Source organism: Streptomyces sp. NPDC088762 (assembly GCF_044750905.1).
Taxonomy (GTDB): domain Bacteria; phylum Actinomycetota; class Actinomycetes; order Streptomycetales; family Streptomycetaceae; genus Streptomyces.
The window spans coordinates 170,386-196,359 of the sequence record NZ_JBIVKT010000002.1; the positions used below are offsets into that span (position 1 = coordinate 170,386).

The 25,974-nt window shown below is 73.2% G+C and carries 26 protein-coding genes and 1 pseudogene; 19 read left to right on the forward strand and 8 right to left on the reverse strand.

The features are described 5' to 3' along the window. Positions 1–58 precede the first annotated feature (58 nt). The 3 genes from ACIP5M_RS05500 to ACIP5M_RS05510 all read left to right on the forward strand — a co-directional run bounded on the left by ACIP5M_RS05500 (position 59) and on the right by ACIP5M_RS05510 (position 3,268). On the forward strand, positions 59–1,699 hold the full coding sequence (locus tag ACIP5M_RS05500) for a glycoside hydrolase family 20 protein (RefSeq protein WP_401192222.1): 1,641 nt from the start codon (positions 59–61) through the stop codon (positions 1,697–1,699). Positions 1,700–1,827: 128 nt separating this feature from the next. Further along, positions 1,828–2,442: a hypothetical protein gene (locus ACIP5M_RS05505; protein WP_401192223.1), complete on the forward strand. Its 615-nt coding sequence runs from the start codon at positions 1,828–1,830 to the stop codon at positions 2,440–2,442. 91 nt (positions 2,443–2,533) lie between these two features. After that, positions 2,534–3,268, forward strand: coding sequence for a hypothetical protein (locus tag ACIP5M_RS05510; protein WP_401192225.1), 735 nt, complete (start codon positions 2,534–2,536; stop codon positions 3,266–3,268). Between the two features lie 16 nt (positions 3,269–3,284). On the opposite strand, the pseudogene ACIP5M_RS05515 reads toward ACIP5M_RS05510, so the two are convergent. The 3 genes and pseudogenes from ACIP5M_RS05515 to ACIP5M_RS05525 all read right to left on the reverse strand — a co-directional run bounded on the left by ACIP5M_RS05515 (position 3,285) and on the right by ACIP5M_RS05525 (position 5,191). Further along, positions 3,285–3,868 (reverse strand): annotated as a pseudogene (locus ACIP5M_RS05515) (IS5 family transposase). 50 nt (positions 3,869–3,918) lie between these two features. Beyond that, positions 3,919–4,242, reverse strand: a complete 324-nt coding sequence (locus tag ACIP5M_RS05520; RefSeq protein ID WP_401192228.1) for a DUF3040 domain-containing protein — start codon at positions 4,240–4,242, stop codon at positions 3,919–3,921. Positions 4,243–4,354: 112 nt separating this feature from the next. Further along, positions 4,355–5,191 carry an endonuclease I family protein gene (locus tag ACIP5M_RS05525; RefSeq protein ID WP_401192230.1) on the reverse strand — a complete coding sequence of 279 codons (837 nt, stop codon included), beginning with the start codon at positions 5,189–5,191 and terminating at the stop codon, positions 4,355–4,357. Between the two features lie 214 nt (positions 5,192–5,405). Between ACIP5M_RS05525 and ACIP5M_RS05530 the strand changes: the two genes are divergently transcribed. After that, a complete protein-coding gene (locus tag ACIP5M_RS05530; protein ID WP_401192233.1) occupies positions 5,406–5,972 on the forward strand; it encodes a DJ-1/PfpI family protein in 567 nt (188 codons plus the stop codon). Positions 5,973–6,118: 146 nt separating this feature from the next. Continuing rightward, a complete protein-coding gene (locus ACIP5M_RS05535; protein WP_401192236.1) occupies positions 6,119–7,105 on the forward strand; it encodes an SMP-30/gluconolactonase/LRE family protein in 987 nt (328 codons plus the stop codon). Here the strand turns inward: ACIP5M_RS05535 and ACIP5M_RS05540 are convergent. Then, positions 7,089–7,916: a glutamate ABC transporter substrate-binding protein gene (locus ACIP5M_RS05540; protein ID WP_401192239.1), complete on the reverse strand. Its 828-nt coding sequence runs from the start codon at positions 7,914–7,916 to the stop codon at positions 7,089–7,091. The two genes, ACIP5M_RS05535 and ACIP5M_RS05540, sit on opposite strands and share 17 nt — an antisense overlap. Before the next feature lie 215 nt (positions 7,917–8,131). Here ACIP5M_RS05540 and ACIP5M_RS05545 point away from each other — a divergent pair, with 215 nt between their 5' ends. Together ACIP5M_RS05545 and ACIP5M_RS05550 are read left to right on the forward strand one after the other, a co-directional pair. Then, on the forward strand, positions 8,132–9,211 hold the full coding sequence (locus ACIP5M_RS05545; protein ID WP_401192241.1) for a hypothetical protein: 1,080 nt from the start codon (positions 8,132–8,134) through the stop codon (positions 9,209–9,211). Positions 9,212–9,373: 162 nt separating this feature from the next. Continuing rightward, complete coding sequence (locus ACIP5M_RS05550) at positions 9,374–9,907, forward strand: TerD family protein (RefSeq protein ID WP_401192243.1); 534 nt, start codon at positions 9,374–9,376, stop codon at positions 9,905–9,907. 146 nt (positions 9,908–10,053) lie between these two features. Here ACIP5M_RS05550 and ACIP5M_RS05555 read toward each other — a convergent pair whose 3' ends face one another. Then, complete coding sequence (locus ACIP5M_RS05555; RefSeq protein WP_401192246.1) at positions 10,054–10,662, reverse strand: TetR/AcrR family transcriptional regulator; 609 nt, start codon at positions 10,660–10,662, stop codon at positions 10,054–10,056. A gap of 166 nt (positions 10,663–10,828) precedes the next feature. Between ACIP5M_RS05555 and ACIP5M_RS05560 the strand changes: the two genes are divergently transcribed. From ACIP5M_RS05560 to ACIP5M_RS05585, 6 genes are all read left to right on the forward strand, one after another. Beyond that, entirely contained in the window at positions 10,829–11,677 is an 849-nt protein-coding gene (locus ACIP5M_RS05560; protein ID WP_401192249.1) for a phosphatase PAP2 family protein, read from the forward strand. After that, positions 11,674–12,588: a hypothetical protein gene (locus tag ACIP5M_RS05565; protein ID WP_401192251.1), complete on the forward strand. Its 915-nt coding sequence runs from the start codon at positions 11,674–11,676 to the stop codon at positions 12,586–12,588. The genes ACIP5M_RS05560 and ACIP5M_RS05565 overlap by 4 nt, the downstream gene beginning before the upstream one ends. A 93-nt stretch (positions 12,589–12,681) precedes the next feature. Next, the gene (locus tag ACIP5M_RS05570; protein WP_401192254.1) at positions 12,682–12,948 is read left to right on the forward strand and encodes a GlsB/YeaQ/YmgE family stress response membrane protein; all 267 of its coding nucleotides are present in this window, start codon (positions 12,682–12,684) and stop codon (positions 12,946–12,948) included. A gap of 129 nt (positions 12,949–13,077) precedes the next feature. Continuing rightward, a complete protein-coding gene (gene rraA / locus ACIP5M_RS05575) occupies positions 13,078–13,557 on the forward strand; it encodes a ribonuclease E activity regulator RraA (RefSeq protein WP_401192256.1) in 480 nt (159 codons plus the stop codon). Positions 13,558–13,672: 115 nt separating this feature from the next. Then, complete coding sequence (locus tag ACIP5M_RS05580) at positions 13,673–15,355, forward strand: peptide-N4-asparagine amidase (protein ID WP_401192259.1); 1,683 nt, start codon at positions 13,673–13,675, stop codon at positions 15,353–15,355. A gap of 74 nt (positions 15,356–15,429) precedes the next feature. Further along, positions 15,430–16,347, forward strand: coding sequence for a phytoene/squalene synthase family protein (locus ACIP5M_RS05585; RefSeq protein WP_401192262.1), 918 nt, complete (start codon positions 15,430–15,432; stop codon positions 16,345–16,347). A 31-nt stretch (positions 16,348–16,378) separates the two neighbouring features. On the opposite strand, the gene ACIP5M_RS05590 is transcribed toward ACIP5M_RS05585, so the two are convergent. Continuing rightward, positions 16,379–17,071: a transglycosylase SLT domain-containing protein gene (locus ACIP5M_RS05590; protein ID WP_401192265.1), complete on the reverse strand. Its 693-nt coding sequence runs from the start codon at positions 17,069–17,071 to the stop codon at positions 16,379–16,381. A gap of 443 nt (positions 17,072–17,514) precedes the next feature. Continuing rightward, the gene (locus tag ACIP5M_RS05595; RefSeq protein WP_401192268.1) at positions 17,515–18,495 is read right to left on the reverse strand and encodes a dihydrodipicolinate synthase family protein; all 981 of its coding nucleotides are present in this window, start codon (positions 18,493–18,495) and stop codon (positions 17,515–17,517) included. A gap of 71 nt (positions 18,496–18,566) precedes the next feature. On the opposite strand from ACIP5M_RS05595, the gene ACIP5M_RS05600 reads away from it, so the two are divergent. From ACIP5M_RS05600 to ACIP5M_RS05620, 5 genes are all read left to right on the forward strand, one after another. Continuing rightward, on the forward strand, positions 18,567–19,637 hold the full coding sequence (locus tag ACIP5M_RS05600) for a LysR substrate-binding domain-containing protein (RefSeq protein WP_401192271.1): 1,071 nt from the start codon (positions 18,567–18,569) through the stop codon (positions 19,635–19,637). Positions 19,638–19,707: 70 nt separating this feature from the next. Beyond that, positions 19,708–20,796: an S-(hydroxymethyl)mycothiol dehydrogenase gene (locus tag ACIP5M_RS05605; RefSeq protein ID WP_401192273.1), complete on the forward strand. Its 1,089-nt coding sequence runs from the start codon at positions 19,708–19,710 to the stop codon at positions 20,794–20,796. Positions 20,797–20,935: 139 nt separating this feature from the next. Next, the gene (locus ACIP5M_RS05610) at positions 20,936–22,240 is read left to right on the forward strand and encodes an alpha/beta fold hydrolase (protein WP_401193515.1); all 1,305 of its coding nucleotides are present in this window, start codon (positions 20,936–20,938) and stop codon (positions 22,238–22,240) included. 80 nt (positions 22,241–22,320) lie between these two features. Next, a complete protein-coding gene (locus ACIP5M_RS05615) occupies positions 22,321–23,085 on the forward strand; it encodes a PIG-L deacetylase family protein (protein WP_401192276.1) in 765 nt (254 codons plus the stop codon). A gap of 54 nt (positions 23,086–23,139) precedes the next feature. Then, positions 23,140–23,973, forward strand: a complete 834-nt coding sequence (locus ACIP5M_RS05620) for an enoyl-CoA hydratase/isomerase family protein (RefSeq protein WP_401192279.1) — start codon at positions 23,140–23,142, stop codon at positions 23,971–23,973. On the opposite strand, the gene ACIP5M_RS05625 is transcribed toward ACIP5M_RS05620, so the two are convergent. After that, complete coding sequence (locus ACIP5M_RS05625; RefSeq protein ID WP_401192282.1) at positions 23,960–25,177, reverse strand: erythromycin esterase family protein; 1,218 nt, start codon at positions 25,175–25,177, stop codon at positions 23,960–23,962. The genes ACIP5M_RS05620 and ACIP5M_RS05625 overlap by 14 nt on opposite strands. Before the next feature lie 58 nt (positions 25,178–25,235). Here ACIP5M_RS05625 and ACIP5M_RS05630 point away from each other — a divergent pair, with 58 nt between their 5' ends. Beyond that, positions 25,236–25,958 (forward strand): TioE family transcriptional regulator, encoded by a 723-nt coding sequence (locus ACIP5M_RS05630; RefSeq protein ID WP_401192286.1) that lies wholly within the window; start codon positions 25,236–25,238, stop codon positions 25,956–25,958. Positions 25,959–25,974 lie beyond the last annotated feature (16 nt).

Below are 25,974 nucleotides of genomic sequence, written 5' to 3' on the forward strand. Positions count from 1 at the left end.
GCCGGGTCGCGCGCCCGTGTCCCCCGTGCCACGTTGGTACGGGGGACAAGGGTGCACGATGATGCGGAAGCCGAGGCAGTACGGGAGAGTCCACATAGGCGCGACGGCCACTGCCGCCGCGCTGGCCGTACTCGCCCTCCCGGGCTGCACCGCCGCCTCCGACGGGGCCGGCGCCCCCGCCGCCCCGACGGCCGGCACCAGCGCGCCGCCCCCGACCCCGCAGGGCACCGGCGAGGCCGCCCCCACGCCCACCCCGACGCCGTCCTACCCGCTGTCCACCGCCCCGCGCACCATCCCGGCCGTACGGGAACACGAACCCGCCCGCGGCCCCGGCTGGAAGCCCGCCCCCGCCGCGCGCGTCGTCGTCGCACAGAAGGACGAGGCCGCCCTCGCCGACGAGGGCAGACTCCTCGCCGGTGAACTGCGCATGGGATACGCGCAGTCGGCTGCCCCGCGCCCCGGCGACGTGGAACTCGCCCTGGGGGCCGAGGACTCCGGGTCACCCGAGTCGTACACCCTCACCGTCAAGGACGGCCGGGTCCGGATCGCCGGCCCCGACGAGGCCGGGGTCTTCTACGGCACCCGCACCCTCAAGCAGGCGGTGCGCACAGCCGGTTCGGCCCCCGAGGGCACCGTGCGCGACGGTCCGGCCAAGCCGCAGCGCGGCCTCAACCTCGACATCGCGCGCAAGCACTTCACCCCCGACTGGATCGAGGACAGGCTGCGCGAGATGGCCGACATGAAGCTGAACCAGCTCGGCCTGCACTTCTCCGACGACCAGGCCTTCCGCATCCAGTCGGACACCCACCCGGAGATCGTCTCCACCCCGCACCTCACCAAGGTGCAGGTCCGCGACATCACGGCGCTCGCCGCCCGCCTGCACATCACCGTCGTCCCGGAGATCGACTCGCCCGGCCACCTCGGCGCCGTGCTGCGCGCCCACCCCGGCCTGCAACTGCGCGACGTACAGGGCAATCCGGTGAAGGGTGCCGTGGACATATCCGACCCGGCGGCCGCCAAGCTGATCGACGAACTCCTGCGCGAGTACCTGCCGTTGTTCCCCGGCGGGGCCTGGCACCTGGGCGCCGACGAGTACCAGGCACTGGTCGTCCGCAACCCGGAGGCCTCCTTCCCGCAGCTCGCGCGCGCCGCACAGCAGCGGTACGGGCCCACCGCCCGGGTGCAGGACCTCGCGACGGGCTGGCTCGACGACCGCGCGGACACCGTGCGCCCGTCGGGCAAGGCGCTCAAGGCGTGGAACGACGGCTTCTTCGCCGGCGGGGTCGCCGTCCCGGCCAAGGACCTCCAGGTGGAGTACTGGACCGGCAAGGAGATCGGCGCCCGCCCGCCGCTGGACTATCTGAGCGCCGGCCGCAAAGTGGTGAACCTCAACGACGAGTACCTGTACTACGTCCTGGGCGAGCCGAACCAGTTCACCTATCCCACCGGGCGGCGGATCTACGAGCAGTGGACCCCGCTGGTCCTGCGCGGCACCACCGCCGTCCCGGCCCGGTACGCCGGCCAGATCCTGGGCGCGCGCCTCGCCGTCTGGTGCGACCTCTCCGGGGCCCAGACCCAGGCCCAGGTGGCGGCCGGCATCAGACTGCCGCTGGCCGCGCTCTCCCAGAAGGTGTGGGACTCCCGGCCGCCCCAACTGACCTGGCCCGCCTTCAGCGCCCTCGCGGACCGGCTCCGCTAGGTGACGGAGTTCCGTACTCCGCAACAACGTGATCTCGGGCCGGTGACGAACGACATCCGGCCATCGTCCTGGCCGAATCCCGCGCGCTACGTTGACGCCACGCTTCAACCCGGCAGAGGGAGACGACCATGAGGGCCGCACGCAACGGCAGACGGGCTCACAGGCAGGCGGCACTGGCCGCCCTGGCGTTGTGCGGGCTCCTCGCGCTCACGGCCTGTCAGGGGGACGAGGACGCGGGCCTGCCCGGCGCGAAGCCCGGCGGCCCCACCGCGCCCTCCGGCACGGCGACGGCCTCGAAGGCCCCGAAGCCCTCGGCCTCCAAGGCGGCCCCGAAGCCCACCGGGACCGCCACGGCGGCGAAGAAGCCGGCCTCCCCGGCTCCGACCGCGACGTGCGACCACGTCATGCCCATCGCACCGGACCTGCTCGCGCTGCGCCGCTACACACCCGAGGGCGGTTCCCACAACCTGATCGTCCAGCACGGGAACTGGAGCTGCGGCAGCAAGGACACGGAGGGCGCCACCTTCGAGCCGGTGGGCAAGGAGACCTTCATCCCGATCGCGGAAACCGCCAAGATCACGGCCACCGCCCCGATCGTCACGGGCCTGGAGCCCAAGCCGATCACCCTCCACGAACTCATCTCCTGGGTGAGCGCCCACCCCGACTCCGGGCTGCCCTTCCGCTACCACCTCGGTGCCGACGGAGCGATCGACACCCTGGACGAGATCTACCTGTCCGACTAGGCAGTCTCTTCCGGATCTTGTGGGTCAGGCAGCATTCAAAGATGACGGCCCAAACAGGGCCCTGTCGGTGGGGTGCCGTAGCGTCGGCAGCGTGATCTCCAAGCCGACGAGCCAGGCCGAGGGCCCCTACGATGCAGCCTTCCTGCCGCGGCTGCGCATGTCCTTGCGGGCTGCACCTGGGCCGGTCACGGACCCGGTGTCGAAGTTCGGCGGGCAGCCGGTCTGGTTGGACGGTCCGGCGTGGCCGGTGCATCCGCGTACGGGTGAGCCGCTGGTGTTCATCGGCCAGTTCCGAGTGCCAGGGAACGAGGTACGCCTCGCCTACTTGTTCCTGCACGAGGAGGGCATGGACATGGGCGGCAACGCAGCGGAGGACGGCGAGGCCGTCGTTCTGGTCCAGCCGGGCGGGCGGATACCGTCCTTCGCGTCGATCGGGTCCCGCAGCACCCAGGGGCGAACCCTGTGGCGTTGGGGTCCGGACGATACGGAGGTTCCCGTCGAATGGCTGACAGACCTGACGCCGATGCCATCGGAACTCGACGAGGCGGCGAACCAGGCCGCTGCCTGGTCCCGGTGGCTGCGAAGCGAGGGACCAGAGGTCGAATACCCCTACGAGGAGCGACCCAAGGACTTCCTGGGGGGCGAGGCCCTTTACCCAAACGACCGGGCCTTCGGCATCGATTCCTCTTGGCTTTTCCTCTGCCAGTTCGAGGACCGGGGCGAGGCGGAGTCAGACCCATTCTTCCTCAATTTCGGCTACGGGAGTGGTTTCCTCTTCCTCAGCTCCGACTACCTTGAAGGCCGGTTCATGTGGGACTGCAGCTAAGGCCGCCTCTTACGGATCACCTCGCCGACCAGACGAAGATGGCGGCAATGTGGAGTCCGGCGAGGTAGATGGTGGCGGTCTTGTCGTAATGGGTGGCCAGGCCGCGCCATTGCTTGAGCCTGTTGATGCACCGCTCGACGGTGTTGCGCTGCTTGTCGGCCTCGCGGTCGGAAGGCCGGCGGACGGCCGCCGAGGTGGATCTTCGTGGTCAGTCCGCCGCGGGACCGTCCGAGGGCATGATTGTCCGGCTCGCCAGCCGGAGCCCCTTTTGACCGGCCCTGGCGGCGTGCTGATGTGCCCGGACGCTCGTGGAGTCGACCGAAACGACCCAGTCGAGGTCGCCTTCGGCGTCGGCCTGGGAGAGCAGGGCGGTGAAGACCTTCTCCCAGGTGCCGTCGGCCGCCCACTTCCGCAGCCGGTTGTGAGCGCCCTTCCACGACCCGAAGTGCTCGGGCAGGTCCATCCACGGCGTGCCCGTGTGGTACTTGAACGCGATCGCGTCGATCACCTGTCGGTGATCACGCCACCGCCCACCCCGCCGAGGTGTCCGGTCCGGCAGCAACGGCTCGATCTCGCCCACTGGGCATCAGTCAACGACACTCCAGACCAGCGATCCGATGATCCGAAGGAAACGGCCTAGCGGTTCCGGCTCAAGGGGCGTCCGGCGCCTGCGGCCGCGCCGTGCGCTCACGGCGCTGCCAGCGGCGGCGGACCCACCCGCCGACCAGGGGCAGCGCGGTGACCACGGTCAGCATCCAGGCGGCGGCGAAAGCCCAGATCAGCGGCTGGGACACGGTGATCGACGCCGCGACGAGCAGCGCCACCGTCACCGCACCGAGCAGACAGGCCGCAGCGGTGCGGTGACGCAGATGCGCGGACCGCAGCAGCCGGTCCAGCGACCGGTCCCTCCTGAGATGGGCTTCGATCGCCGAAAGGGCGCGCTGCTCGCGGTCCGAGAGTCCGGCTCCGTCCATGACCACGTACCTCCGTCGGCTGCCCCGCCCGGCGCGGACCGCAGCCTCTGACCTGCGAATACCCGGCCGGGCGCGGCCCAATCCCCGGAGTGGTCCAGGACTGCCGCTCCCGTCACCAGATGGAGTTGACCCACTCCGGGTGGTCGATGAAGGGGTTGCGGTTGTGCTGGAAGCTGTCGAATATGACCTGGTTGCGGCGCTGCTCGAAGGCGTCCGGCGGGTCCAGCTCGTTCCACTGCTTCAGCAGGCTGATCCGGCCGAAGAGGGGGGCGGTTCCGTTGTTGACCTTGTCGTTCATCTCCAGGTCCGCGAAGCCGTCGCCACCGTCGTAGCGCACCGCCATGTACAGCAGCATCCGCGCCACGTCGCCCTTGACCGCGTCGCGCGGCTCGAAGGAGTCGGCGTCGGTGTAGCTGCCGGGCGCCTCCGAGACCGGGCTGCCGCCCATGTCGAAGTCCTTGTTCCCGCGGGTGCTGTTGACCGTGACGTCCTCGGGGCGCAGGTGGTGCAGGTCGGTGCCCGGGCCGGTCGCGGTGCCGAAGTCGCCGTGACTCTTGGCCCAGACGTGCTCGCGGTTCCAGTCGTTGGGGTCGCCGCCGTTGGTGGACTTGGACTGCGAGCGGCCGGAGTAGACCAGGATGACGTTGTTCGGGTTCGCCGGGTCCTGGTCGGTCACCTTCAGCGCGTTCCACACGCCGTCGTAGGTCACCTTGGACTGGGTCTTGATGATCTCGTGCAGCGCGGTCTTCAGCGCGGCGCCGGTCTTGCCCTCGGCTGCGGCGTAATAGGCGTCGACGGACGTCGCGGAGGTGCCCGCGGAGCCGGCGGACACGGCCTGCGGGGAGACCGCCGTCCGCTGCTGGCCGGCGGCGGCCGCGGCGGGCACGGCGAACAGGGCGACGGCCGCGAGACCGGCCGCCCAGGGGGTCAGGCGAGGGATTCTCTTCACGTGGGGGTACCTCTCCGGAAGAACCGTTCCCGCCCGGGGAATTGGCGGGACATCAGGTGGCAGAGCGAGGCTCACATTGTCATGTGCCGTACAGGTAAAAACCATGTGTCGGGCGTGCACACCTTGGGGTGTGCCGGGCGTCCGGCGCGGGCAGGGTAGCGGTGGCCCGGGCGGGGTCCGGGCCGACCGTGAACAGCCGTGACGGGAGCAGCACATGGCAGCGAAGATCCTCATCGTGACCGGAGACGCCGCGGAGTCGCTGGAGGTCCTGTATCCGTACCAGCGTCTGCGCGAGGAGGGGTACGAGGTCCACATCGCGGCGCCGTCGGTGAAGAAACTGCGGTTCGTGGTCCACGACTTCGAGGACGGCTTCGACACCTACACCGAGAAGCCCGGCTACACCTGGCCGGCCGACCTGGCCTTCGCCGATGTCGTCACCGACGACTACGCGGCCCTGGTCGTCCCCGGCGGACGGGCGCCCGAGTACCTGCGCAACGACCCAGAGGTGCGGCGGATCCTCGACGCGTTCGCCGGCTCCGACAAGCCGATCGCCCAGATCTGTCACGGCCCGCTGATCACCGCCGCTGCGGGGGGCCTGGCGGGCCGCCGGGTGACCGCCTATCCGGCGCTGGAGCCGGACATGAAGGCGGCGGGCGCCGAGTTCGAGGACTCCGAGACGGTGGTGGACGGCACGCTCGTCTCGGCGAGGGCCTGGCCCGACCACTCGCGCTGGATGCGGGAGTTCCTGACCGTGCTGCGGAGCAAGGCCCCCGTGACCTGACCCGCCGCCCGTGCCGCCGGCCGCGAAGGGGAGGCTCCTCATTCCCTTGTGAAGTGTCGTGCTCCGGGACTGCCGGGACACGGGAGGTGTGCTGAGGTGGAGACCTCAAATGACCTACCCGCCAAGGCAGTTGAAGGGACACCATCGTGACTGGACCCCTGGGACGGCGCAGTTTCCTCGGTGCGGCCGCGGCGCTGGGCGGCGCGGCGCTCGCAGGTCCGCTCGCCCCGCTCGCCCAGGCCCGGCCCGCCGGGGCCGGGCCCGCCGCATCCGCCGCGCTCCGGCGGCCCGACACCCTCGCGACCCCGCCCGGCTTCCAGCCGGAGGGCATAGCGGTCTCCGGCCGTGGCGTGGCCTACACGGGCTCGCTGCTCGACGGCTCGGTCTACCGCGCCGACCTCGCCGACGGGACCGGCCGGATCCTCACCCGCGGCCAGGGCCCGATGTCGGTCGGCCTCAAGCTCGACACGTACGGCAGGCTGCTCGTCGCGGGCGGCGACAGCGGCCAGATCCGGGTGATCCACGCCGGCGACGGCCGGGTGCTGGCCACCCACCAGGCCGCCACCGGCACCGCCTTCGTCAATGACGTCGTCGTCGGGTGCGGCGGCGCCTGGTTCACCGATTCGTTCAACGACGTCCTGTACTTCCTGCCCGCCGGCCGCGAACTCACCGGCGCCGGCGCGGCTCCGCGCACGCTGCGGCTGCGCGGGGAGTGGGCGCCGGTCCCGCCCGGCGGCCAGTACTGGGGCGCCAACGGCATCGAGCGGACCCCCGACGGCCGGGCCCTGCTGGTGGTGCACGACACCGCCGAGGCGCTGTACCGCGTCGACCCGCGCACCGGTGACGCCACCCGCACCGTGCTCGACGGCGGATCGGTGGGCAACGGCGACGGGCTCGTGGTGCACGGCCGCACGCTGTACGTCGTACGCAACTGGGCCTACGCCGTCGACGTGTTCACCCTGAGCGCGGACGGCCGCCGGGCGCGGTTCGTGAAGCAGATCACCGACCCGCGCTTCGACGAGCCGACGACCGCGGCGGTGTACGGCGGCCGGCTCTACGTCGTCAACGCCCGCTTCGACGCCGACTGGTCGGACCCGGCCACCGCCTCGACGATCGTCAGCTGCCCGCTGTGAGGCCCGACGTGACCTGCGGGGCAGGCTCGTACTTGTAGTCGGCCGCGCCGAAGTTCTTCTTCACGGCCGCTTCCCAGGAGCCGTCTTCGACCATCTTCTTCAGAGCGGCGTTGATCTTGCTCCGGAGCTCCTTGTCGCCCTTCTTGACGCCGATGCCGTAGCTCTCGTTGCTCAGGCTCAGCCCGACCATCTTGAACTTGCCCTCGTTGCCCTTCCTGGCGGTGTACCCGGCCAGGATCGAGTTGTCGGTGGTCATGGCGTCGACCTGGCCGTCACGGAGGGCGACGAGGCACTCCGAGTAGCCCTCCTGCTCCAGCAGGCTCGCCTTCGGGGCGAGGTTCTTCTTGATGTTCTCCGCCGAAGTGGAGCCGATGACCGAGCACAGGGTCTTGTTGTTGAGGTCCTCGGCCTTGGTGATGCTCGTATCGCCGGCCCGGACGAGCAGGTCCTGGTGGGCGACGAAGTACGGGCCGGCGAAGTCGACCTTCTCCTTGCGCTTGTCGCTGATCGAGTAGCTCGCGGCGACGAACTCCACCTCGTTGTACTGGAGCAGCAGCTCGCGGTCGTTGCTGTAGACCTGCTTGAAGTCGATCCGGTCCGGCTTGTAGCCGAGCTCCTTGGCCACGTAGGTGGCGACGTCCACGTCGAAACCGGAGAAGGTGCCGTCGGGCTCGCGCATCCCGATGCCCGGCTGGTCGAACTTGATGCCGATGGCGAGCTTCCCCTTGGGCTCGTCGTCACCGCCGCACCCGGAGGTGGTGAGGACGAGGGCGATCACTGCGGCGACCGCTCCGGCCTGGGGAACCTTCATGCTGCACTCTTTCCTGGGAACGCGGGCCGTGCGCCGGGATCGCCGGGCGCGCGGGAACCGCGGTGACGCGGGGGAACGTCGAGACACGTGTACGAGGAAGCTAGGAAGGGGACGGCCGCAGCGTCACTAGATCTGAGGAAAACTTGAGGATAACGATCCGGAACGGCCGCAGATCGTGTGGTCGATCATGGTCGGAACGGGAAAAAGGGGCGGACATGGGACCTGATTCGGTACGGCTCGACGGTAATGCGCTGCACTTGGGAGAAGGGGTGCAGATCCGCTTCATGCGGACATTGTGCCTGCCGGAATCGGGCACGCACGCGCTGCCCCCGGGGCTGGGGGAGTTTCCGCTCCGGCGGGTGGAGGACCACCCGGACACGGTGCCGCCGGAATGGCTGGCCAAGGGCGGCGTGATGCTGCCCGTGTACCTGCGCGAGGCGATGTGGCTGAGCTTCGGCGGCACCCGGGAGCCCGCCGCGCTCCAGGTCGGGGTCGGCAAGGTGTGCGCCGTCTCCGGCGAGCGCTGGACGGGCCGTCTCGCCCGCGATCCGCAGAACTACGTGGTGCTGCCCCGGCAGCCGTGGCTGGACGGGATCAACTCGGGTGACGGGACGGTGCGCCAGTTCGTCGCCGTACCGCTGGGGCTCGGTGCCACCGTCGAGGGCCAGGTGACCGGCGAGGAGACCACCGGCGGGGTGCAGCTCCAGGCGTTCCCGCTGGGGCCGGAGGCGCTGGCCGAGTGGCGGCTGGCCGAGCGGGCGCGGGCGGCGGGCGCGGCGCGCGGTGGCGGTGGCCTCTACGGGGCTCCGCCCCCGCCGCCGGCGCCCGGTGGTTTCGGGGGCGCCGTGCCGATGCCGATGGCGGCGGCCGCACCCGGCGCCGCCCCGAGGGCGGCCGCGCCCGCGGCCCCGGCGATGGGGCTCGGTGTCGGCGGCGCCATGCGCCAGGAGGTCTACCGGGACGAACGGCCGCTCTCCGCCTGGGCCGGGGAGCCGGCCGCGCGGGTCTTCGTCCACCTGGTGACCCCGCCCGCGTGGCGCCGTATCACCGGGGAGGAGGCACCGCCCTCGCCGGTCGACCGTGCCGCCTACACCAAGGCCGGGCTGCCCTGGTTCGACTACTACGACGAGACGGCCGCCGACCTCGCCCCGGCCGGGGCCCTGGAAGGGGTCAAGCCGGTGGGGGAGTGGCTCGGCGACGACCACACCCCCTGGGCGGAGCCGGGCCCGGGTCAGGTCAAGCCGCTCGGCAACGCCCCGAGGCCGGGCAAGCCGGTACAGGACGGGGACTGGTAGGGGGAGGTCACGCGGCGGGTGCGGGCGGCCGGCCACGGCCGGCGGGACACGGTGGCCGGCCGGCCCCCTGCGAAGTGGCCGGGAACGTACGGCCGTTCGGCCCGGGCGGCGGCCGCGTGGGAACATGACGGGGCCACAACCGTTCAGAGGAGGGGGAGTTCGGTGACCGGTGTACGCAAGGGTCTGGCCAAGGTGGAGGTCGGGCTGCGGTGGGACCCCAGCCCCGCCGGCACGCCCCCGCACGACCTCGACCTGGTGGCCGCGGTCTACGGCGCGGCCGACCTCCACGGGGTGCCCCTCCACCTGGTCCACTTCGGCAGCCGGTCGCCCGACGGAACCATCACCCTGAACCGGGACAGCCAAACGGGCCAGGGATTCGGCTACGACGAGGTCATGACCCTCGAACTCGACCGGATGGCACCGGAGTTGCGCCGGGTGGTGGTCGGCGTGATCATCCAGGACACTGGCGGCGGTCCCCGGAAGACCTTCGCCGACATCCCCGGCACGGGCGTCCGTATCCGCGAGGGGTACACCGACCTCGCCCAGGGCGGCTTCGATTCCGTCCCGGCGGCCACCGCGGCCACGGTCGCGGAGTTCACCCGGGAGGACTCGGGCATCTGGTCACTCGACGCGGGCCTGCGCGGCTTCGACGCGGGCCCGGAGGAGTTCACCCGCACCATGGGCGCCGTCCGCTGAGGCGACCCGGGGCGACCGCACAGACCGGGCGGCGGGCACTGCGCGTGTGAGTGCCCGCCGCCCGGTCCGGGTGGCGCGCTGCCGCCGTCCCCACGAGGCAGCGCGGGCAGGTCGCCGTCCGGTCATCGGGACGGCGGCCCGCCGGTTCAGGGGGTCCCGGGTGCTGCCAGACCCAGGGAGGGGAGCATGACCGCGTCGACGAACCGCACCAGGTAGTCGGCGTCGGCGTACCGCCCCTCCAGCACCGGCCGGATGCGGAGCACGCCCATCAGCTGCGCGGGCATGAACTCCACGGCCGGGTGGTCCGCGGCGATCTCGCCCCGCGCCACGGCCCGCTCCACCATGGCGTCGAACGCCGCCAGCTCCGGCTCGACCAGGGCCTCGCGCAGCGCGGCCTGGAGCTCCTCGTCGCTGAGCACGGCGTGCCCGAGGGCCTGCATGAGCCGGGTGTCGCGTCCCGAGCCGCAGCCCGCGATCCGGGCCGCCTCGCGCAGGTCGCCCGCCAGCGTCCCGGTGTCCACCGCCACCAGGGTGCCCTGCCGGTTCGCCCGCAGGGCGGCGGCGACGAGCTGGGGCTTGGTCTTCCACTGCCGGTACAGCGTGGACTTGCCGCAGCTCGCCCGGGCCGCGACGCCCTCCATCGTCAGGGCCTCGTAGCCGTGCTCGCGCAGCTGGTCCAGGACGGCCTCGTAGAACTCCTGCTCCCGCTCCGGTGTGATCTTGGAGCGGCGCGCGGGGGTGGGAGTCGACGTCATCGGGGTGCGGCTCTCCTCGGGGGCGCCGGGGGTGTGGGTTCGAGTACGAGTGTAGCGGAACGCGAGCGTATCGGTACACGGTCGTATCGATACGCGAATGTATCGATACACTGGCGTGTCGATATGTGCCGTGTCGATGTGCGCGTACAGGAAGAGAGACCGGGGGATGACCTCCCACACCACACCTGCCGATCCGGCAGCCGGACCGAGAGCCGCGCGCCGCCGCCTCATACGCGAGCTGCTGCTCGTCGCCGGGCTGTTCACCGTCTACAAAGCCGGCCGGATGCTCTCCACGGGGCGCACGGACGAGGCCTTCCGCAACGCCGCCCGGATCCGGGACGCCGAAAGCGCCCTGCACCTGCCCGGCGAGGGTGCGGTCCAGCGGCTGCTGCTGCACGGGGACGCCCTCGTCCACGGCGCGAACACCTACTACGCGGCCGTCCACTTCCCCGCGACGGCGCTCTTCCTGGTCTGGCTCTACCTGCGTCGCCCCCACCACTACCTGTGGACCCGCCGCGTCCTCGCCGTCCTCACCGGCGCCGCCCTCGCCCTGCACCTCGCCTTCCCCCTCGCGCCGCCGCGGATGCTCGGCGAGGCGGACCTGATCGACACCGGCCGGGTCTACGGGCCCACCGTCTACGGGGCCGCGCCGGCCACCGACACGATGGCCAACCAGTTCGCCGCGATGCCCTCCTTGCACTTCGGCTGGGCGCTCATGCTCGCGCTCGGCATGATCGCCGCCACCCGGTCCGCGTGGCGTGGGCTGTGGCTGCTGCACCCCCTGCTGACCCTGCTGGTCGTCGTCGGCACGGCCAACCACTACTGGCTCGACGCCATCGTGGCGACCGTCCTGCTCGGGGCGGCCCTCCTGCTGATCCCGCGGCCGGCGCGGAGTGGCGCCGCCGGCCACCCGAGTGACCCGGGCGCCGACGCGGGCGCACCTCCGGGAGCGGTGGTGCAGCAGCAGCCGCCCGCCCCGCGGCGCGCCGCCGAGGTCGTGGGGGCCGGGCGATGAACGCCACCGCCCTCGCCGTCGGCCTCTGCCTCGCCTCGGCCGTGGCCTACGCGTCCGCCGCCGTCGCCCAGGAGCGGCTCGCCCGGGCCGCCGTCGCCCGCACCGCCGGGGCCCTGCTCGGCAACAGCGCCTGGTGGTGGTCGGCCGGGCTGAACGCGGCCGCCGCGCTGCTGCACGCCGCCGCCCTGCGCTACGGTCCCCTCACCCTGGTCCAGCCGCTCGGCGCGCTCACCCTCGTGGCCGCCGTCCCGCTCGGTGCGCGCGGAGCGGGGCGCCGGGTGGCGACCACCGAGTGGCGGGGCACCCTGGCCACCGTCGCCGGACTCGGCCTGCTGCTGCTCCCCGCCTCCGGACCGGCCCCCGACGACACCCTCACCCTGGCCGAGGCGCTCGCCGTGTCCGGGGCCACGGCCGCGGTGATCCTGCTGCTCACCGCCGTCAAGGACCCGCGCTCCGGCCTGCGGCACGCCACGGCCTCCGGGCTGGCCTCCGCGGCCGCCTCCGCCCTGACCCAGACCGTGGCCGTGGCGGGCGGGCGCGGGGGATCCCTCCTCAGCGTGCGGGTCATCGGGGTGGCCCTGCTCGTCGTGGTGTTCGCGGTCGGCGGGCTGCTCCTGTCGCAGCGGGCCTACCGGGGCGGGCTCGGCGCCCCCCTCGCCGTGGTGAACCTGGCCAACCCGCTCGCCGCGGCCGCCATCGGCATGGTCCTGCTCGGCCAACGCCTCCAGGGCGGCGCCCTGGGAGTGCTGCTCGCGGTGGCGGGGGCCTTCGCCGCGGCGCGCGGCGTGCTCCTGCTGACCCGTACGCCCGCGCCGCCCACCGCCCGGGCCCTGCCGGCCGCGCCGGACCTGCCGGGGGCGCCGACCACGCAGACCGGGTCGACCGGGCCGGTCAACCGCGTGGCGGCCTGAGCCGCACGTCCGGCCCGGCGCCCGGAGAACCGTTTCGGCCCCGGCCGCGTCCTCCCCGGTGAACACCGGACCACCGAAACGGAGTGAACGGGCATGGGGATCGTCGGCTGGATCATCCTGGGACTGCTGGCCGGAGGCATCGCCAAGCTCCTGTTGCCCGGCCGGGACCCGGGCGGCCTGATCGGCACCACCCTCATCGGCGTCGCCGGCGCCTTCATCGGCGGCTGGCTCTCGGCGCGGTTCCTGGACCGGCCGGTCCAGACCCAGTTCTTCGACCTGGCCACCTGGGGCTCCGCCATCGCGGGCTCGCTGGTCCTGCTCATCGGCTACCGGATCCTCTTCGGCAACTCCCGCGACTGACCCGGGCCGCCGCAGATCCCGGCCCCGCCGCGGGGTCCCGGGCCCGCCGCAGGGTCCCGGGTTGCCCATTACGCTGGCCGCACGGCGCGACGTACGAGCGAGAACGAGCAGCGAGGAAGTTTCAGCGAGATGAGCGTCACCCCAGTCCCCACGGCCGACATGTACGACGAGCACGGCGAGGACCTCGGCATCTGCGGCGCCCCGTTCCGGCAGCTGGGCGGCCGCCGGCTGTTCGCCGGCCCGGTGCGGACCCTGTCCTGCCACGAGGACAACGCGCTGCTGCGCGAACTCGTCCACGGACCGGGCGAAGGCGCCGTCCTCGTCGTGGACGGAGGCGGCTCGCTGCGCACCGCCCTGGTGGGCGACCTCATCGCGGGCGCGGCCGCACGCAACGGCTGGGCGGGCCTGATCATCAACGGCGCGGTCCGCGACAGCGTGGCCCTCGGCGGGCTCGACCTCGGCGTCAAGGCGCTGGGCACGGTTCCCCGTAAGAGCGGGAAGACCGGCGCGGGCGAGGTGGACGTGCCCGTCACGATCGGCGGCGCCACCTTCCGCCCCGGGGACACGGTCCACGCGGACGACGACGGCATCGTGGTCCTGCCGGCCTGAGCCGGAGCCGGTGCCAGGGCCGGCTCCTGCCGTCCGGCCGCGGGGGCGAAATCGCGCCACGTTCGGCACACCGGCCCTGGCGCGGGCCGGGCGGGCCGGGTTTCACTGCGGGCCCATGAGACGACACAGGACCATGGGCGTGCTCGGCGCGATCGCGCTGGCCGCCGCCACCCTGGCGGGCGCGGGACCCGCGCACGCCACGACCGCGCCGGCCGCGGCCGCGTACCCCGCGAGCGCACAGCCGGCCGCCACCACAGCCGCAGGTGACCCGCCCGCCGAGTTCGGCACCGACTGGCACGACCCGCTCACCGCCGCCCCGCCCGTCACCCGGCCCGCGACCCGGTCCTGCGAAGTGACCCTCGCCGAAGCGCAGTTCCGCGACTTCACCCCCTACCGGGGCAGCTATGCGCCGCCCCGGGCCTGTGGCGCCGACCACTGGGCCAAGGTGGTGCTCCGCCTCGACGGCAAGGTCAAGGGCCGCCAGTACGACCGGCTCGGACACCTCTCCCTCGGCGGCGTCGAGATCCTCCGCACCTCCACCCCGCAGCCTTCGCCCGACGGCATCACCTGGTCCGTCGAGAAGGACGTCACCCGCTACCGGGACACCCTCACCCGCCCCCAGCCCGTCGAGATGCTCATCGGCAACGTCGTCAACGACACCTACACCGGCGTCATCGACGTCAAGGTCACCCTCACCTTCTACGCCGCCGAGCGCTCTGCCGCCGCCCCCGACACCCCCGACCGCGTCCTGCCGCTCACCTCCCCGGCCGTCAGCACCCCGCGCAACACCGAGCGCCTCCTCGCCGAGGTCTACGCCACGGGGTCGGGCGGCGGCTGCGAGGAGTACTGGTACATGACCACCCCCGACGCGGCCCCGTACTCCTGCAAGGCCGCCGACGGCCCCCACCGCGAAGTCCGGATCTCGGTCGACGGCCGGCTCGCGGGCATCGCCGCGCCCTTCCCCACCGTCTGGACCGGCGGCTGGTCCAACCCCTTCCTCTGGTACGTCACCCCCGGCCCCCGAGCCTTCGACGTCCAGCCCGTCCTCTACGACCTCACCCCCTACGCCGCCCTCCTCAACGACGGCCGCCCGCACCGCATCGAGGTGACCGTCGCCGGCGTGCCGGCCGGGCAGAGCGGCTGGAGCACCCCCACCAACCTGCTGCTCTGGCAGGACGAGGCCCGCGAGGTCGTCACCGGAGCCCTGACCCGGCACGAGCAGAGCGATCCGGCCAACTCCTCCCGCTGGACGCCCGCCACACCGGGCACGCCCGGAGCCGAACACCGCCTCGACACCGAGGGCGCCCACCGGCTGACCGTCACCGGACACCTCGACACCTCCCACGGCCGGGTCACCACCACCGTCACCCGGGCCGTGCGGGGCACCTCCGTCCACCGCTGGACCGACGGCGAGGACCGTGACGCGCTCAGCGCCACCTGGACCGACGAGGAGACCGTGACCCGAGGGGCCACCGCCACCCGCACCGCACGCACCTACACGATGGACGGCGAGACCACCCTCGGCGCCGGGGACCGGCTGCGCACCGTCCTCTCCCTCGGAGACCGCGCGGACACCGTCACCCTGCGCGGCGGCCGGAGCGTCGACACCACCCGGCTCGACGACCGGTACACCGGTGACGCCACCTACACCGCGAACGTCCCGCGCGACCAGCGGCACGCGGTCGCCACCACCACCGTCCGCCACCGGGTGCACGGCTCCGGAGCGCCGGGCGGCTGCTACGACCGCACGGTGTCCGCGGTCCAGGGCACGGTCACCGCGGACCGCCGTCGCTGCTGACACCCGCTCCTGACATCCTGGCTCCCGATCCTCGTACGGGCGGGGAGAAACGTTTCGAGGGGAGCACCACCACCATGCCGAGCTGGCGCACCACGCTCACGGCGGCCGGGATCTCCGGCACCCGGCTGCGGGAGGACTACACACATGCCGCACGCCGGGTGCTCCGCCGGGAATCCGCCCCCTACCTGACGCTGCGCCTGCTCGCCGACCCGCCGCTGGTGCCCTGGCTGGCCGCCGGTCTCGCCTTCATGAACCTCGTCGACGACGTGGCCGAAACCGGCAGCCCGCAGCAACGCGCCGCCGCCCTGGCCGCGTTGACGGAGCAGGTCGAGGCGGCGCTGAAGTCGGGCGACAGCCCCGACCCGGTGCTGCGGGCCTACGCCCACGCCGTGCAGGCCCGCGCCCTGCCCCCGCACTGGGTCTCCCGGTTCCTGGAAGGTGCCGCCACGGCCGAGGCCGGTTTCGACGGCTTCGCCGGCGAGGAGGACTTCCAGGCCTACCTCGACGCCTACGCCTGGCCCGGCGTCCTGGTCTTCACCGGCCTGCAGTACCAGGGCGGTCCCGACCCGGAACAGGCAGCGGGCTGGCGGCGGTTCGTCGACGCCGCCCAGCGCGTCGACTTCCTCGCCGACCTCGCCGGTGACCTCGCGGACGGGCGGCTCTGCATCCCCCGCGACCGGCTCGCCGAGCACTCCGTGACCCGCGCCGACCTCGAACAGGGCCGCGACACCCCGGCGGTGCGCGCCCTCCTCGCCGACGAAACCCGCCGCGCCCGCACCGCACTCGACGCCACCGACGGCCACCTCGGCCTGGCCGCACCGGGCCTGCGCCCGGTCGTCGCGACCATGCTGCAGCTCATGGCGCAGCAGCTGAACGCCGTGGAGCGCGCCGGCATCACCGCCGTCCGCCGGGACACCGGCTACGGTCTGGTCGCCCCGCTGCGCATCCTCCTGCGCGCCCGCACGCACCGCCCGCGCACGGGCCGGCTCTGAGCCCTCCCCCCCAGAAGGCCCGTCTTCTTGCCTAGTAGGGGCCGTTGACGTTGTCGATGGATCCGTACCGGGCGGCCGCGTAGTTGCAGGCGGCGGTGATGTTGGCGACCGGGTCGTAGGAGTCCTGCGAGGTGCCGGGCACGTGGTAGGTGCGGAACGTCGGGTCGATGACCTGGAGCAGGCCCTTGGACGGGATGCCGTTCTGCGCGTTGATGTCCCAGTTGTTGATGGCGAGGGGATTGCCGGAGGACTCGCGCATCACATTGCGGTAGATGCCGTTGTAGGTGCCGGGAATTCCGTGCTTGGCCATGACGTCCAGGGACTCGCGGATCCAGCCGTCGAGATTGTTCGGGTAGAGGGTGGTCGGCCGGGCGCCGGACCGGCTCGCGCGGGGGGCCTCCGCCTTGGTGCCGAGCTTCAGTTTGATGCCGGGCCGGATGATCGCCGGATTCGCGCCGATGACGCTCCGGTTCGCCTCGTAGAGGGACTTCCAGCCGCCGGCCACGGAATGCTCCGCGGCGATCTCCGAAAGGGTGTCGCCGGCGACCACGGAATAGGTCGTGGCAGCGGCGGTGGCGGCGGGAGCGGTGGTCTTCTCCACCGCCCCGGCGGTGGTCGCGCTGATCAGCGGAAGGGTGAGGGCCGCGCCACCGGTGCCGGCGAGAGCCAGCTTGCGGGCGATCGGGTGGTGCTTCGGCCGACGGTGCTTACCCTTTGCGGGCATGGCGGACTTCCTCACGTGGGGGGACGGGAGAGCCCGGAGGTGGCCGTATTCGGCAGCTGTCCACCGGGAGTGAGGGTGACCGTAGGCGAGCCCGCGGGGCCGGAACAAGGCCCGAATTACACCGGTAGATCGACTTCCTGCCTTCCGCCCCGAAAATGACCTTGGCGGCACCTTTGCGCACCGGTCAACTTTCTTTCCGGGAAAAGGGAATCCGGCCCACGCGGGGAAATGATGTTGACGCTCCCGAGTGACTCACATCACGGTTTGAAGGGCCCGCCGTGGGGCGGGCGGACAGACGGACAAGTCCGCTCTCCCTATGCCGCATTCGGGCGAGCCACCCGTTGGTTGCGAATCGCCCATCACGGACTCATTCCGACATTCCAGAGCCCCCGCTGCCCCTCCCGTCCCCTCCCGTCCCTTTCCGTCCCTCCCGCCACCCCGCCTCAGAGCTCCGCGAGCCGCTCCAGCGTGGCCGCCACCGCCTCCCGCGACGCCGGCAGCAGGGGAAGCCGTACGCCCGGATCCGGGATCCGCCCCTGGGCGTGCAGCACGCCCTTGACCACCGCCGGATTGGGCTCGGCGAAGGCCGCCGCCGAGATCCGGGCCAGCGCGTGCCCCAGCGGCCGCGCCCGCCCCACGTCGCCCGCCCGCCAGGCGGCGGCCAGCTCCGCGAAGCGGGCCGTCGCCAGGTGCGCCGAGGCCAGGATCCCGCCCGCCGCACCCAGCGCCAGCAGCGGCGACAGGTACGCGTCGTCCCCGGCCAGTACCGCGAACCCCTCCGGCAGGTCGCCGAGCAGCTCCACCGTGTCCTGGTCGATGCCGCCGCCCGCGTACTTCACCGCCGCCACCCCCGCGAGCGCCCCGAGCCCCCGCAGCGCGGCGGCGTCCAGCGGCTGCCCGGTCCGGTACGGGATGTGATAGACGATCAGCGGTACGGGGCTCACCTCGGCCAGCCGCGCGAAGTGCGCCGACACCCCCGCCGCCGAAGGCCGCACGAACGAGGGCACCGTCACCAGCGCCGCCCGCGCCTGCGGCCACCGGGACAGCCGGGCCAGCGAGGCCTCCGCGGCCCGGGTCCCGCTCGCCCCGGCCCCCACGGTCAGCAGTGCGCCCCGCTCACCACAGACCCGGGCGCACACGTCGGTGACGAGGTCCCGCTCCGCCTCGTCCAGAGCGGCCGTCTCGGCGGTGGTGCCGAGGGCGACGATCCCGGTGGCGCCCGCGTCGAGCACCTCGTGGGCGAGCGCCTCCAGGGCCTCGGCGGCGATGTCCCCGCCGCGGGTGAAGGGGGTGACCAGCGGCACGTGGATGCCGTGGAGCGGGAGGCCCGCCGCGGGGGGCTCCGCGGTGAGGGGCTCCGCGGGGACGGCCCCCGGTGTGATGAGCTCGGTGGTGATGCGTCCGCGTGCGATGTCCTGTGTCATGCCTTCGAGCGTCACCTGCCCCGAGGCCCGAATCCAGTTCGCATTTCTTACCCGACTCGTAAGCTGAGCCGATGCTCGACGTACGACGCCTGCGCCTGCTGCGCGAACTGGCCCGCCGCGGAACCATCGCCGCCGTGGCCGAGGCCCTCGCATTCAGCCCTTCGGCGGTGTCCCAGCAACTGGGCGTCCTCGAAAGGGAAGCCGGACTGCCCTTGCTGGAGCGCACCGGCCGCCGGGTCCGGCTCACCCCGGCAGGGCAGAACCTGGTCCGCCACGCCGAAGCCGTCCTCGAACGGCTGGAGCAGGCCGATGCCGACCTCGCCGAGGCCCGCGGCGGCCTGGCCGGCGCCCTGCGCATCGGGGCCTTCCCGACCGCCACCCGGGCCATCGTCCCCGCGGCCCTCGTCGCCCTCGCCCGGCGCCACCCCGGGCTGGAGCCCATGGTCTGCGAGACCGACCCGGCGGCGGTCGCGCACGCCCTGCGCTCCGGAGACCTGGACGTGGCGCTGGTCCACGCCTACGACCTGGTGCCCGCCGCCCGCGAGCCGGGGCTCGCCACCGAGCCGCTGTACGGGGAGGCGATGTACCTGGCCGCGCCCGCGGGACGGGCCCCGCAGCGGACCGCCGCCCCGGGCCGGGTCCCTGCGCCGGGTCCGGCCGTCGACGGGGGCGCGGCCTCCGACGAGGGCACGTTCCCCGGCGGAGCCACGGCGCCCGACGAGGGCAAGGCGCCCGACGAGGGCACGTTCCCCGACAAGGGCACGGCCCCCGATCAGGGCACCGTCCTCCGCCGCCACGCCGACGACCCCTGGATCACCGCCACCCCCGGCACCCTCTGCCACGCCATGACCGTACGGGCCTGCCAGGCCGCCGGTTTCACGCCCCGGATCCGCCACCAGGTCGACGAGTTCGCCACGGTCCTCGCGCTGGTCGCCGCCGGTCAGGGCGTGGCCGTCGTTCCCCAGCTCGGCATCACCGGCCCCGCCGAACCGGCCGTACGCCTCACCCGCCTGCGCATGCAGCGCCGGACGCAACTCGCCTTCCGCAGCGGAGCCGCCCGCCACCCCGCCGTGGCCGCCTTCGGTGCGGCCCTGCGTGCCTCCGTACCGTCCGACTTGGCCAGATCGCACGCCGCGGAGTGAGGCAACTCCCGTACTGCACGAAGCCCGTGTACGTTCGGACGGAACTCAACGAGAGCGGGGTAGAACGAACGTGACGCATCGCGTACGAGGGGTCATCGCCCGGAGCAAGGGCGCGCCGGTGGAGACCACGACGATCCTCGTGCCCGACCCGGGACCGGGCGAGGCGCTCGTCCGGGTCCAGGCCTGCGGGGTCTGCCACACCGACCTGCACTACCGCGAGGGCGGCATCAACGACGCGTTCCCCTTCCTGCTCGGCCACGAGGCCGCCGGGATCGTCGAATCCGTCGGCGCGGACGTCACCTCCGTGGCCCCCGGCGACTTCGTCATCCTCAACTGGCGTGCCGTGTGCGGGACCTGCCGGGCCTGCCGGCGCGGCCGCCCCTGGTACTGCTTCGCCACGCACAACGCCACCCAGCCCATGACCCTGGAGGACGGCACCCCGCTCTCCCCGGCGCTCGGCATCGGCGCCTTCGCCGAGAAGACCCTGGTCGCGGCCGGCCAGTGCACCAAGGTGGATCCGGCGGCCTCCCCGGCCGCCGCCGGACTCCTCGGGTGCGGGGTGATGGCCGGTCTCGGCGCGGCCCTGAACACGGGCAACGTCGGCAGGGGCGACTCCGTCGCCGTCATCGGCTGCGGGGGAGTGGGCAATGCCGCCGTGGCCGGCGCCCGGCTGGCCGGCGCCTCGCGCATCATCGCCGTCGACCTCGACGACCGGAAGCTGGAGTGGGCGCGCGGCCTGGGCGCCACCCACACCGTCAACGGCCGCAAGGAGGACGTGGTCGAGGCCATCCAGGGCCTGACCGGCGGGAACGGCGCCGACGTGGTCATCGACGCCGTGGGCCGCCCCGAGACCTACCGTCAGGCCTTCTACGCCCGCGACCTGGCGGGGACCGTGGTCCTGGTCGGCGTACCGACCCCGGACATGAAGCTCGAACTCCCGCTCCTCGACGTCTTCGGCCGGGGCGGGGCCCTGAAGTCCTCCTGGTACGGGGACTGCCTGCCCGAGCGCGACTTCCCGCTCCTCGTCGACCTCTACCTCCAGGGCCGGCTCGACCTCGACGCCTTCGTCTCCGAGACCATCCCCCTCGACGGCGTCGAGGCCGCCTTCGCCCGCATGGAGCGCGGCGAGGTCCTCCGCTCCGTGGTCGAGTTCCCGTAAGCCCCGGACCGGCGCCGGGGCCCGTACGAGATCCGAAGGAGACGGCCTAGACTCCGACGGACCGCCATACCCGCCCCCGGCCGCGATCCGGCCGGGGCGCGGGTCACCGCACCTCGTACCCCAGGGGCCGTCCGTGACCATCGCCCACAGCTACCGCCAGCCCGGTACGGTCCTCACCGACCACCGGTTCACCGTCCCGCTCGACCACACGCGCCCGGACGGCGAACGGATCGAGCTGTACGCCCGGGAGGTCGTCGCCTCCGGCAAGGACCCGCAGTCCCTGCCCTGGCTGCTGTACCTGGAGGGCGGCCCCGGCTTCGGGGCCCGGCGGTTCATCGGCCGGCAGGCCTGGCTGGAGCGGGCCCTGGCCGACTACCGCGTCCTCCTGCTCGACCAGCGCGGAACCGGCCGCTCCACCCCGGTGAACCGGCAGACCCTGCCCCTGCGCGGCACGCCCGCGCAACAGGCCGAGTACCTCGCGCACTTCCGCTCCGACTCGATCGTGCGCGACGCCGAAGCGATCCGCCCCGGCCTGACCGGCGGCGCCCCCTGGACCGTGCTCGGCCAGAGCTTCGGCGGCTTCTGCGCCACCCACTACCTCTCCACCGCCCCCGAGGGCCTCGCCGCCGCCCTGATCACCGGCGGCCTGCCCTCGCTGACCGCCACGGCCGAGGAGGTGTACGAGGCCGCGTACCCCCGCATCGAGCGCAAGAACCTGGCCCACTACGCCCGGTACCCGATGGACGTCGAGCGCGCCCGCCGCATCGCGGCCCACCTCGCCGAGCGCCCGGCCGAACTCCCCGGCGGCTACCGCCTCACCGTCGAGGCCTTCCAGTCCCTCGGCCTCGTCCTCGGCTCCGGGGACGGCAGCCACCAGCTGCACTACCTGCTGGAGGACGCCTTCGTCCCGACCCCCGCCGGCCCCGCCCTCTCCGACGCCTTCCTTGAGGGCGCCCGCGCACTGCTCTCCTTCGCCGGGCACCCCCTCTACGCACTCGTCCACGAGGCGATCTACGCCCAGGACCCTGCCGCACCCACCGCCTGGGCCGCCGAACGGGTGCGCGCCCGCCACCCGCGCTTCGACGCCGCCAAGACCCTCGCGGGCGACGAGCCGCTCCTCTTCACCGGCGAGACCATCCACCCCTGGCACTTCACCGCCGACCCCTCCCTCGCCCCGCTGCGCGAGACCGCCGATCTCCTGGCCGCCCGCACGGGCTGGGGACCGCTCTACGACCCGGAGCGGCTCGCGGCGAACGAGGTGCCGGTGGCCGCCGCCGTCTACCACGACGACATGTACGTCGACACCGCCCACTCCCTGCACACCGCCCGCGCGGTTCGGGGCCTGCGGACCTGGGTGACCGACGAGTTCGAGCACGACGGCGTCCGCGCGGGCGGCCCGCGCGTCCTGGACCGGCTCCTGGCCCTCGTCCGCGACGAGGCCTGAGACGGCACCGTTCCGCGGCGGCCCGGGCGACTCGGGCCGGGTACGCCGCCCGGCCCGGGTCCTCGCCTAGGGTGCGGTGCATGACCGAACAACGTGAACAGAGCGCCTCTTTGCAGCCCATGCCCACCGACTGGCAGCGCGCCCTCGCCGTGGTCGCCCACCCGGACGACCTGGAGTACGGCTGCTCGGCCGCGATCGCGGACTGGACGGACGGCGGCCGCGAGGTCGTCTATCTCCTCGCCACCCGCGGCGAGGCGGGCATCGACACCATCGCCCCCGCCGAATGCGCCCCGCTGCGCGAGGCGGAGCAGCGGGCGAGCGCGGCCGTCGTCGGCGTGTCCCGGGTGGAGTTCCTCGACCACCGCGACGGCATCGTCGAATACGGCCTCGACCTGCGCCGGGACATCGCGGCGGCCATCCGCCGGCACCGCCCCGAGCTCGTCATCACCCTCAACCACCGTGACACCTGGGGCGGGGACGAGGGCGGCGGCTACTGGAACACCCCCGACCACAAAGCCGTCGGCCGGGCCACGCTCGACGCTGCCGCCGACGCCGGCAACCGGTGGATCTTCCCCGAACTCATCTCCGAGCAGGGCCTGGAGCCGTGGAACGGCGTGCGCTGGGTCGCGGTGGCCGGCACCAGCACGCCCACGCACGCGGCCGACGCGCGCCCGGGCTTCGAGCGTTCGGTGAAGTCCCTGCTGGAGCACAAGGCCTACATCGAGGTGCTGACGGACCAGGACCCCGAGGAGTACGTACGCACCTTCCTCGACGGCAACGTCCAGCGGGTGGCGGCCCGGTTCGGCGGCTCCCCGGCGGTCGCGTTCGAGCTCTTCCCCCGCTGACCGGCCACCCCTAAGCTGACGGCTCGTCAGCTATCGGGCGGGGGTGCGGACAGGGTGATCGACACCATCTCCACGGAGATCGCGGAGGGGGAGGAGCGGATCCGGCTGGAGGTCGCGGACGGGATCGCGGTGCTCACCCTGTGCCGGCCCGACCAACTCAACGGCTGGAGCTGGGAGTCCACCCGCCAGCTGGGTCTGCTGGCGGACCGGATCCGCTTCGACCCCTCGGTACGGGCCGTGCTGCTGCGCGCCGAAGGCCGGGCCTTCTGCGCGGGCATCGACGTCACCGCCCCCGGCGGCGCGATCACCGGCGGATCCGCCGCCGAGCGCACCCGCAACTACTACGAGGGCATCCGCTGGGTTCACGAGCGGTTCGCGGTCCTCTCCCGCCTCCCGCAACCGGTGGTGGCCGCCGTCCAGGGCTACTGCCTCGGCTTCGGCTTCGAACTGGCGCTGATGGCCGACATCCGGGTGGCCGCCGAGGACGCCGTCTTCGCCCTGCCGGAGGCACAGCTGGGCGTGGCCGTGGACGCGGGCGGTGACCTGCGCATCGCCCGCGAGGCGGGCGCCGGCTGGGCCAAGTACCTGGCTCTGACGGGCCGCCGCATCGACGCGGCGACCGCACAGCGCCTGAACCTGGTCCAACTGGTGGTCCCCGGCCCCGAACTGGACTCCGCCGCCAGGGCGCTGGCGGCGGACATCGCCGCCAACGCCCCCCTCGCCGTCCAGGGCATCAAGCGCGCGGTCGACGCCTACGCGGACGCCGCCCTCCCCGCGGCCCTCGACCGCGTCGCGATGACCGCGGCGCTCACCCTCAGCTCGGACGACTGCCGCGAGGGCTACACCGCCAAGGCGGCCCGCCGCCCGCCCCGCTTCACGGGAGGCTGAACGGCGGTTCGAGCATGTCCTTGACGAACACGATCCCGTCGGTGCCCGCCAGATGGGCCGGGTCGAACGGCGCGTAGCCGAACCAGGGCGAGACGCGGGGCGCGGGCGGCGTGTCGCCGAGGGCGGCGGCCAGCTGCCGGGCGTCGACGAGGCAGTGGTCCTCGGGGAGCGCGTACAGGAGACCTTCGACGGTGTCCGGCGGCGGCGCGTCCACTCCCCGGTGCCGGATCGTGCCCAGGGTCGTGGCGACGAAGGCGTACTCCTCGCCCAGGTGGGCGTCCACCAGCGCGCCCGCGCTCCACCACTCCAGCGGCGCCCCGCCCATCCGCATCGAGCTCTTCTCCCGCTGGAGATGGGCGTTGTGGGCGTGGACGAGCGCCGGGCCCCGGGCGGCGACGGCGAGGAGGTTGTCGGCCATCATTCGGCTCCGGGCGCCCAGCAGGCGGGTCATGCGGGCCGGTGAGGTGTCGGCCATCCAGTGGTGGTAGCGCAGCAGCCCGCGGGCGGTGCGCCCGTACAGGCGGGCCCGGTCCCAGTCGTCCCGCGACGTCGCCGCGATCAGGTGCGGGGTCTGCTCGTCGAGCAGTGCCTCCAGCTCGTCGGCGAGCAGCCGCAGCTCCGCCGCCTCGGCCGACCGCCCCACCGACCGGGCCGGGTCCATCATCGCGGCGGGTTCGGTCCACCGGTCGTCGGCGCCCAGCAGACGGTCGAGCGTGTGCGGGGTGCAGGGGAGCAGGGCCGCGTCCACCCGGGCCGAGAGGTAGCCGTGCAGCGCGGTCAGGGCCTGCCGGGGGCTCGCGGCGCCGGTGATCTCCAGCGGGCCGTCGATACCGGCGAAGCGCAGCCGCTCGGGCGCGGGCCGGCCGTCGTTGTACGCCCGCATCCAGCGCACGAGTGCGAGGTTGGCGGCGGACGCTCCGAAGCCGTGGCTGAAGCCGTGCTCCATGACCTCGTCGAGCGTGCCCGTACCCGAGGTGACGTAGGCGTCCACGATCAGGCCGCCCAGGCAGTCGCTCTCGATCGCGATCGTCCGGTAGCCCTCCTGCTCGACGAGCTGCCGGAACAGGTCGTTGCGCACGTCGAGCAGGGTGTCCTCGCCGTGGGTGGGCTCGCCGAGGGCGAGCAGCCGCGGGCGGGAGGGGAGCAGCTCCATGACGGCGGCGGCCTCGACGGCGCGGGCGGTGTCCTTGATGTCAGGTGGCATGCCTTCAACGCTATCGTTGAACCTTCGGTGGAAACTTTTCCGCGATATCGTCCGCTCCGTGGCGCGAAACCTTCAAACCGGGGGACAGCTCCGGCCGATTGACCTGGCCCGGGGGCACGGTCTGTCCACCCAGGCCATCAGGAACTACGAGGAGGCCGGCATCCTTCCGGTCGCCGCCCGCACCCCCTCCGGATACCGCACCTACACCCCGCTGCACGCGCGGGCGCTGGGCGCGTTCCTCGCCCTCGTGCCCGGGCACGGCCACCCGACGGCGACGGCGATCATGCAGCACGTGAACCGGGGCGCGGTCGACGACGCGTTCCGCCTCATCGACGAGAGCCACGCCCGGCTGCTCGACGACCGGCGTACCCTCCGGGCCGTCGAGAACGCGCTGCGCGACCTGGCGCCCCTGCCCGCCCCCGAACCGTCCGGGCGCGGCGGCACCTTCATCGGGCCGCTGGCGGGGGAGCTCGGGATCCGGCCCGCGACGCTGCGGAAATGGGAGCGCGCAGGGCTGCTCAGCCCGCGCCGCGACCCGCTGACCGGGTACCGCGTCTACGACGAGGCCGACGTACGGGACGCCAGGCTGGCCCACCAGCTGAGGCGGGGCGGCTACCTGCCGGCGCAGATCGCCCCGCTGCTCACCCAGGTACGGGCGGCCGGCGGGCTGGAGCCGCTCGAGGCCGCCCTGGGCGACTGGCACGCCCGGCTCTCCGCCCGCGGGCGGGCCCTGCTGACCGGGGCCGCCGAACTGGAGGCGTACCTCCGCGCCCGCGGATGAACCCCCGGCCTCACCG

Excerpts from the sequence above, each read along its gene's own strand:
- ACIP5M_RS05545 (WP_401192241.1), top strand. The coding sequence starts at position 8,132 with ATGGGACCTGATTCGGTACGGCTCGACGGTAATGCGCTGCACTTGGGA.
- ACIP5M_RS05595 (WP_401192268.1), bottom strand. The coding sequence starts at position 18,495 with ATGACACAGGACATCGCACGCGGACGCATCACCACCGAGCTCATCACA.
- ACIP5M_RS05500 (WP_401192222.1), top strand. The coding sequence starts at position 59 with ATGATGCGGAAGCCGAGGCAGTACGGGAGAGTCCACATAGGCGCGACG.
- rraA (WP_401192256.1), top strand. The coding sequence starts at position 13,078 with ATGAGCGTCACCCCAGTCCCCACGGCCGACATGTACGACGAGCACGGC.
- ACIP5M_RS05540 (WP_401192239.1), bottom strand. The coding sequence starts at position 7,916 with ATGAAGGTTCCCCAGGCCGGAGCGGTCGCCGCAGTGATCGCCCTCGTC.
- ACIP5M_RS05520 (WP_401192228.1), bottom strand. The coding sequence starts at position 4,242 with ATGGACGGAGCCGGACTCTCGGACCGCGAGCAGCGCGCCCTTTCGGCG.
- ACIP5M_RS05555 (WP_401192246.1), bottom strand. The coding sequence starts at position 10,662 with ATGACGTCGACTCCCACCCCCGCGCGCCGCTCCAAGATCACACCGGAG.
- ACIP5M_RS05585 (WP_401192262.1), top strand. The coding sequence starts at position 15,430 with ATGCCGAGCTGGCGCACCACGCTCACGGCGGCCGGGATCTCCGGCACC.
- ACIP5M_RS05560 (WP_401192249.1), top strand. The coding sequence starts at position 10,829 with ATGACCTCCCACACCACACCTGCCGATCCGGCAGCCGGACCGAGAGCC.
- ACIP5M_RS05615 (WP_401192276.1), top strand. The coding sequence starts at position 22,321 with ATGACCGAACAACGTGAACAGAGCGCCTCTTTGCAGCCCATGCCCACC.
- ACIP5M_RS05600 (WP_401192271.1), top strand. The coding sequence starts at position 18,567 with ATGCTCGACGTACGACGCCTGCGCCTGCTGCGCGAACTGGCCCGCCGC.
- ACIP5M_RS05625 (WP_401192282.1), bottom strand. The coding sequence starts at position 25,177 with ATGCCACCTGACATCAAGGACACCGCCCGCGCCGTCGAGGCCGCCGCC.
- ACIP5M_RS05505 (WP_401192223.1), top strand. The coding sequence starts at position 1,828 with ATGAGGGCCGCACGCAACGGCAGACGGGCTCACAGGCAGGCGGCACTG.
- ACIP5M_RS05590 (WP_401192265.1), bottom strand. The coding sequence starts at position 17,071 with ATGCCCGCAAAGGGTAAGCACCGTCGGCCGAAGCACCACCCGATCGCC.
- ACIP5M_RS05570 (WP_401192254.1), top strand. The coding sequence starts at position 12,682 with ATGGGGATCGTCGGCTGGATCATCCTGGGACTGCTGGCCGGAGGCATC.
- ACIP5M_RS05530 (WP_401192233.1), top strand. The coding sequence starts at position 5,406 with ATGGCAGCGAAGATCCTCATCGTGACCGGAGACGCCGCGGAGTCGCTG.
- ACIP5M_RS05565 (WP_401192251.1), top strand. The coding sequence starts at position 11,674 with ATGAACGCCACCGCCCTCGCCGTCGGCCTCTGCCTCGCCTCGGCCGTG.
- ACIP5M_RS05580 (WP_401192259.1), top strand. The coding sequence starts at position 13,673 with ATGAGACGACACAGGACCATGGGCGTGCTCGGCGCGATCGCGCTGGCC.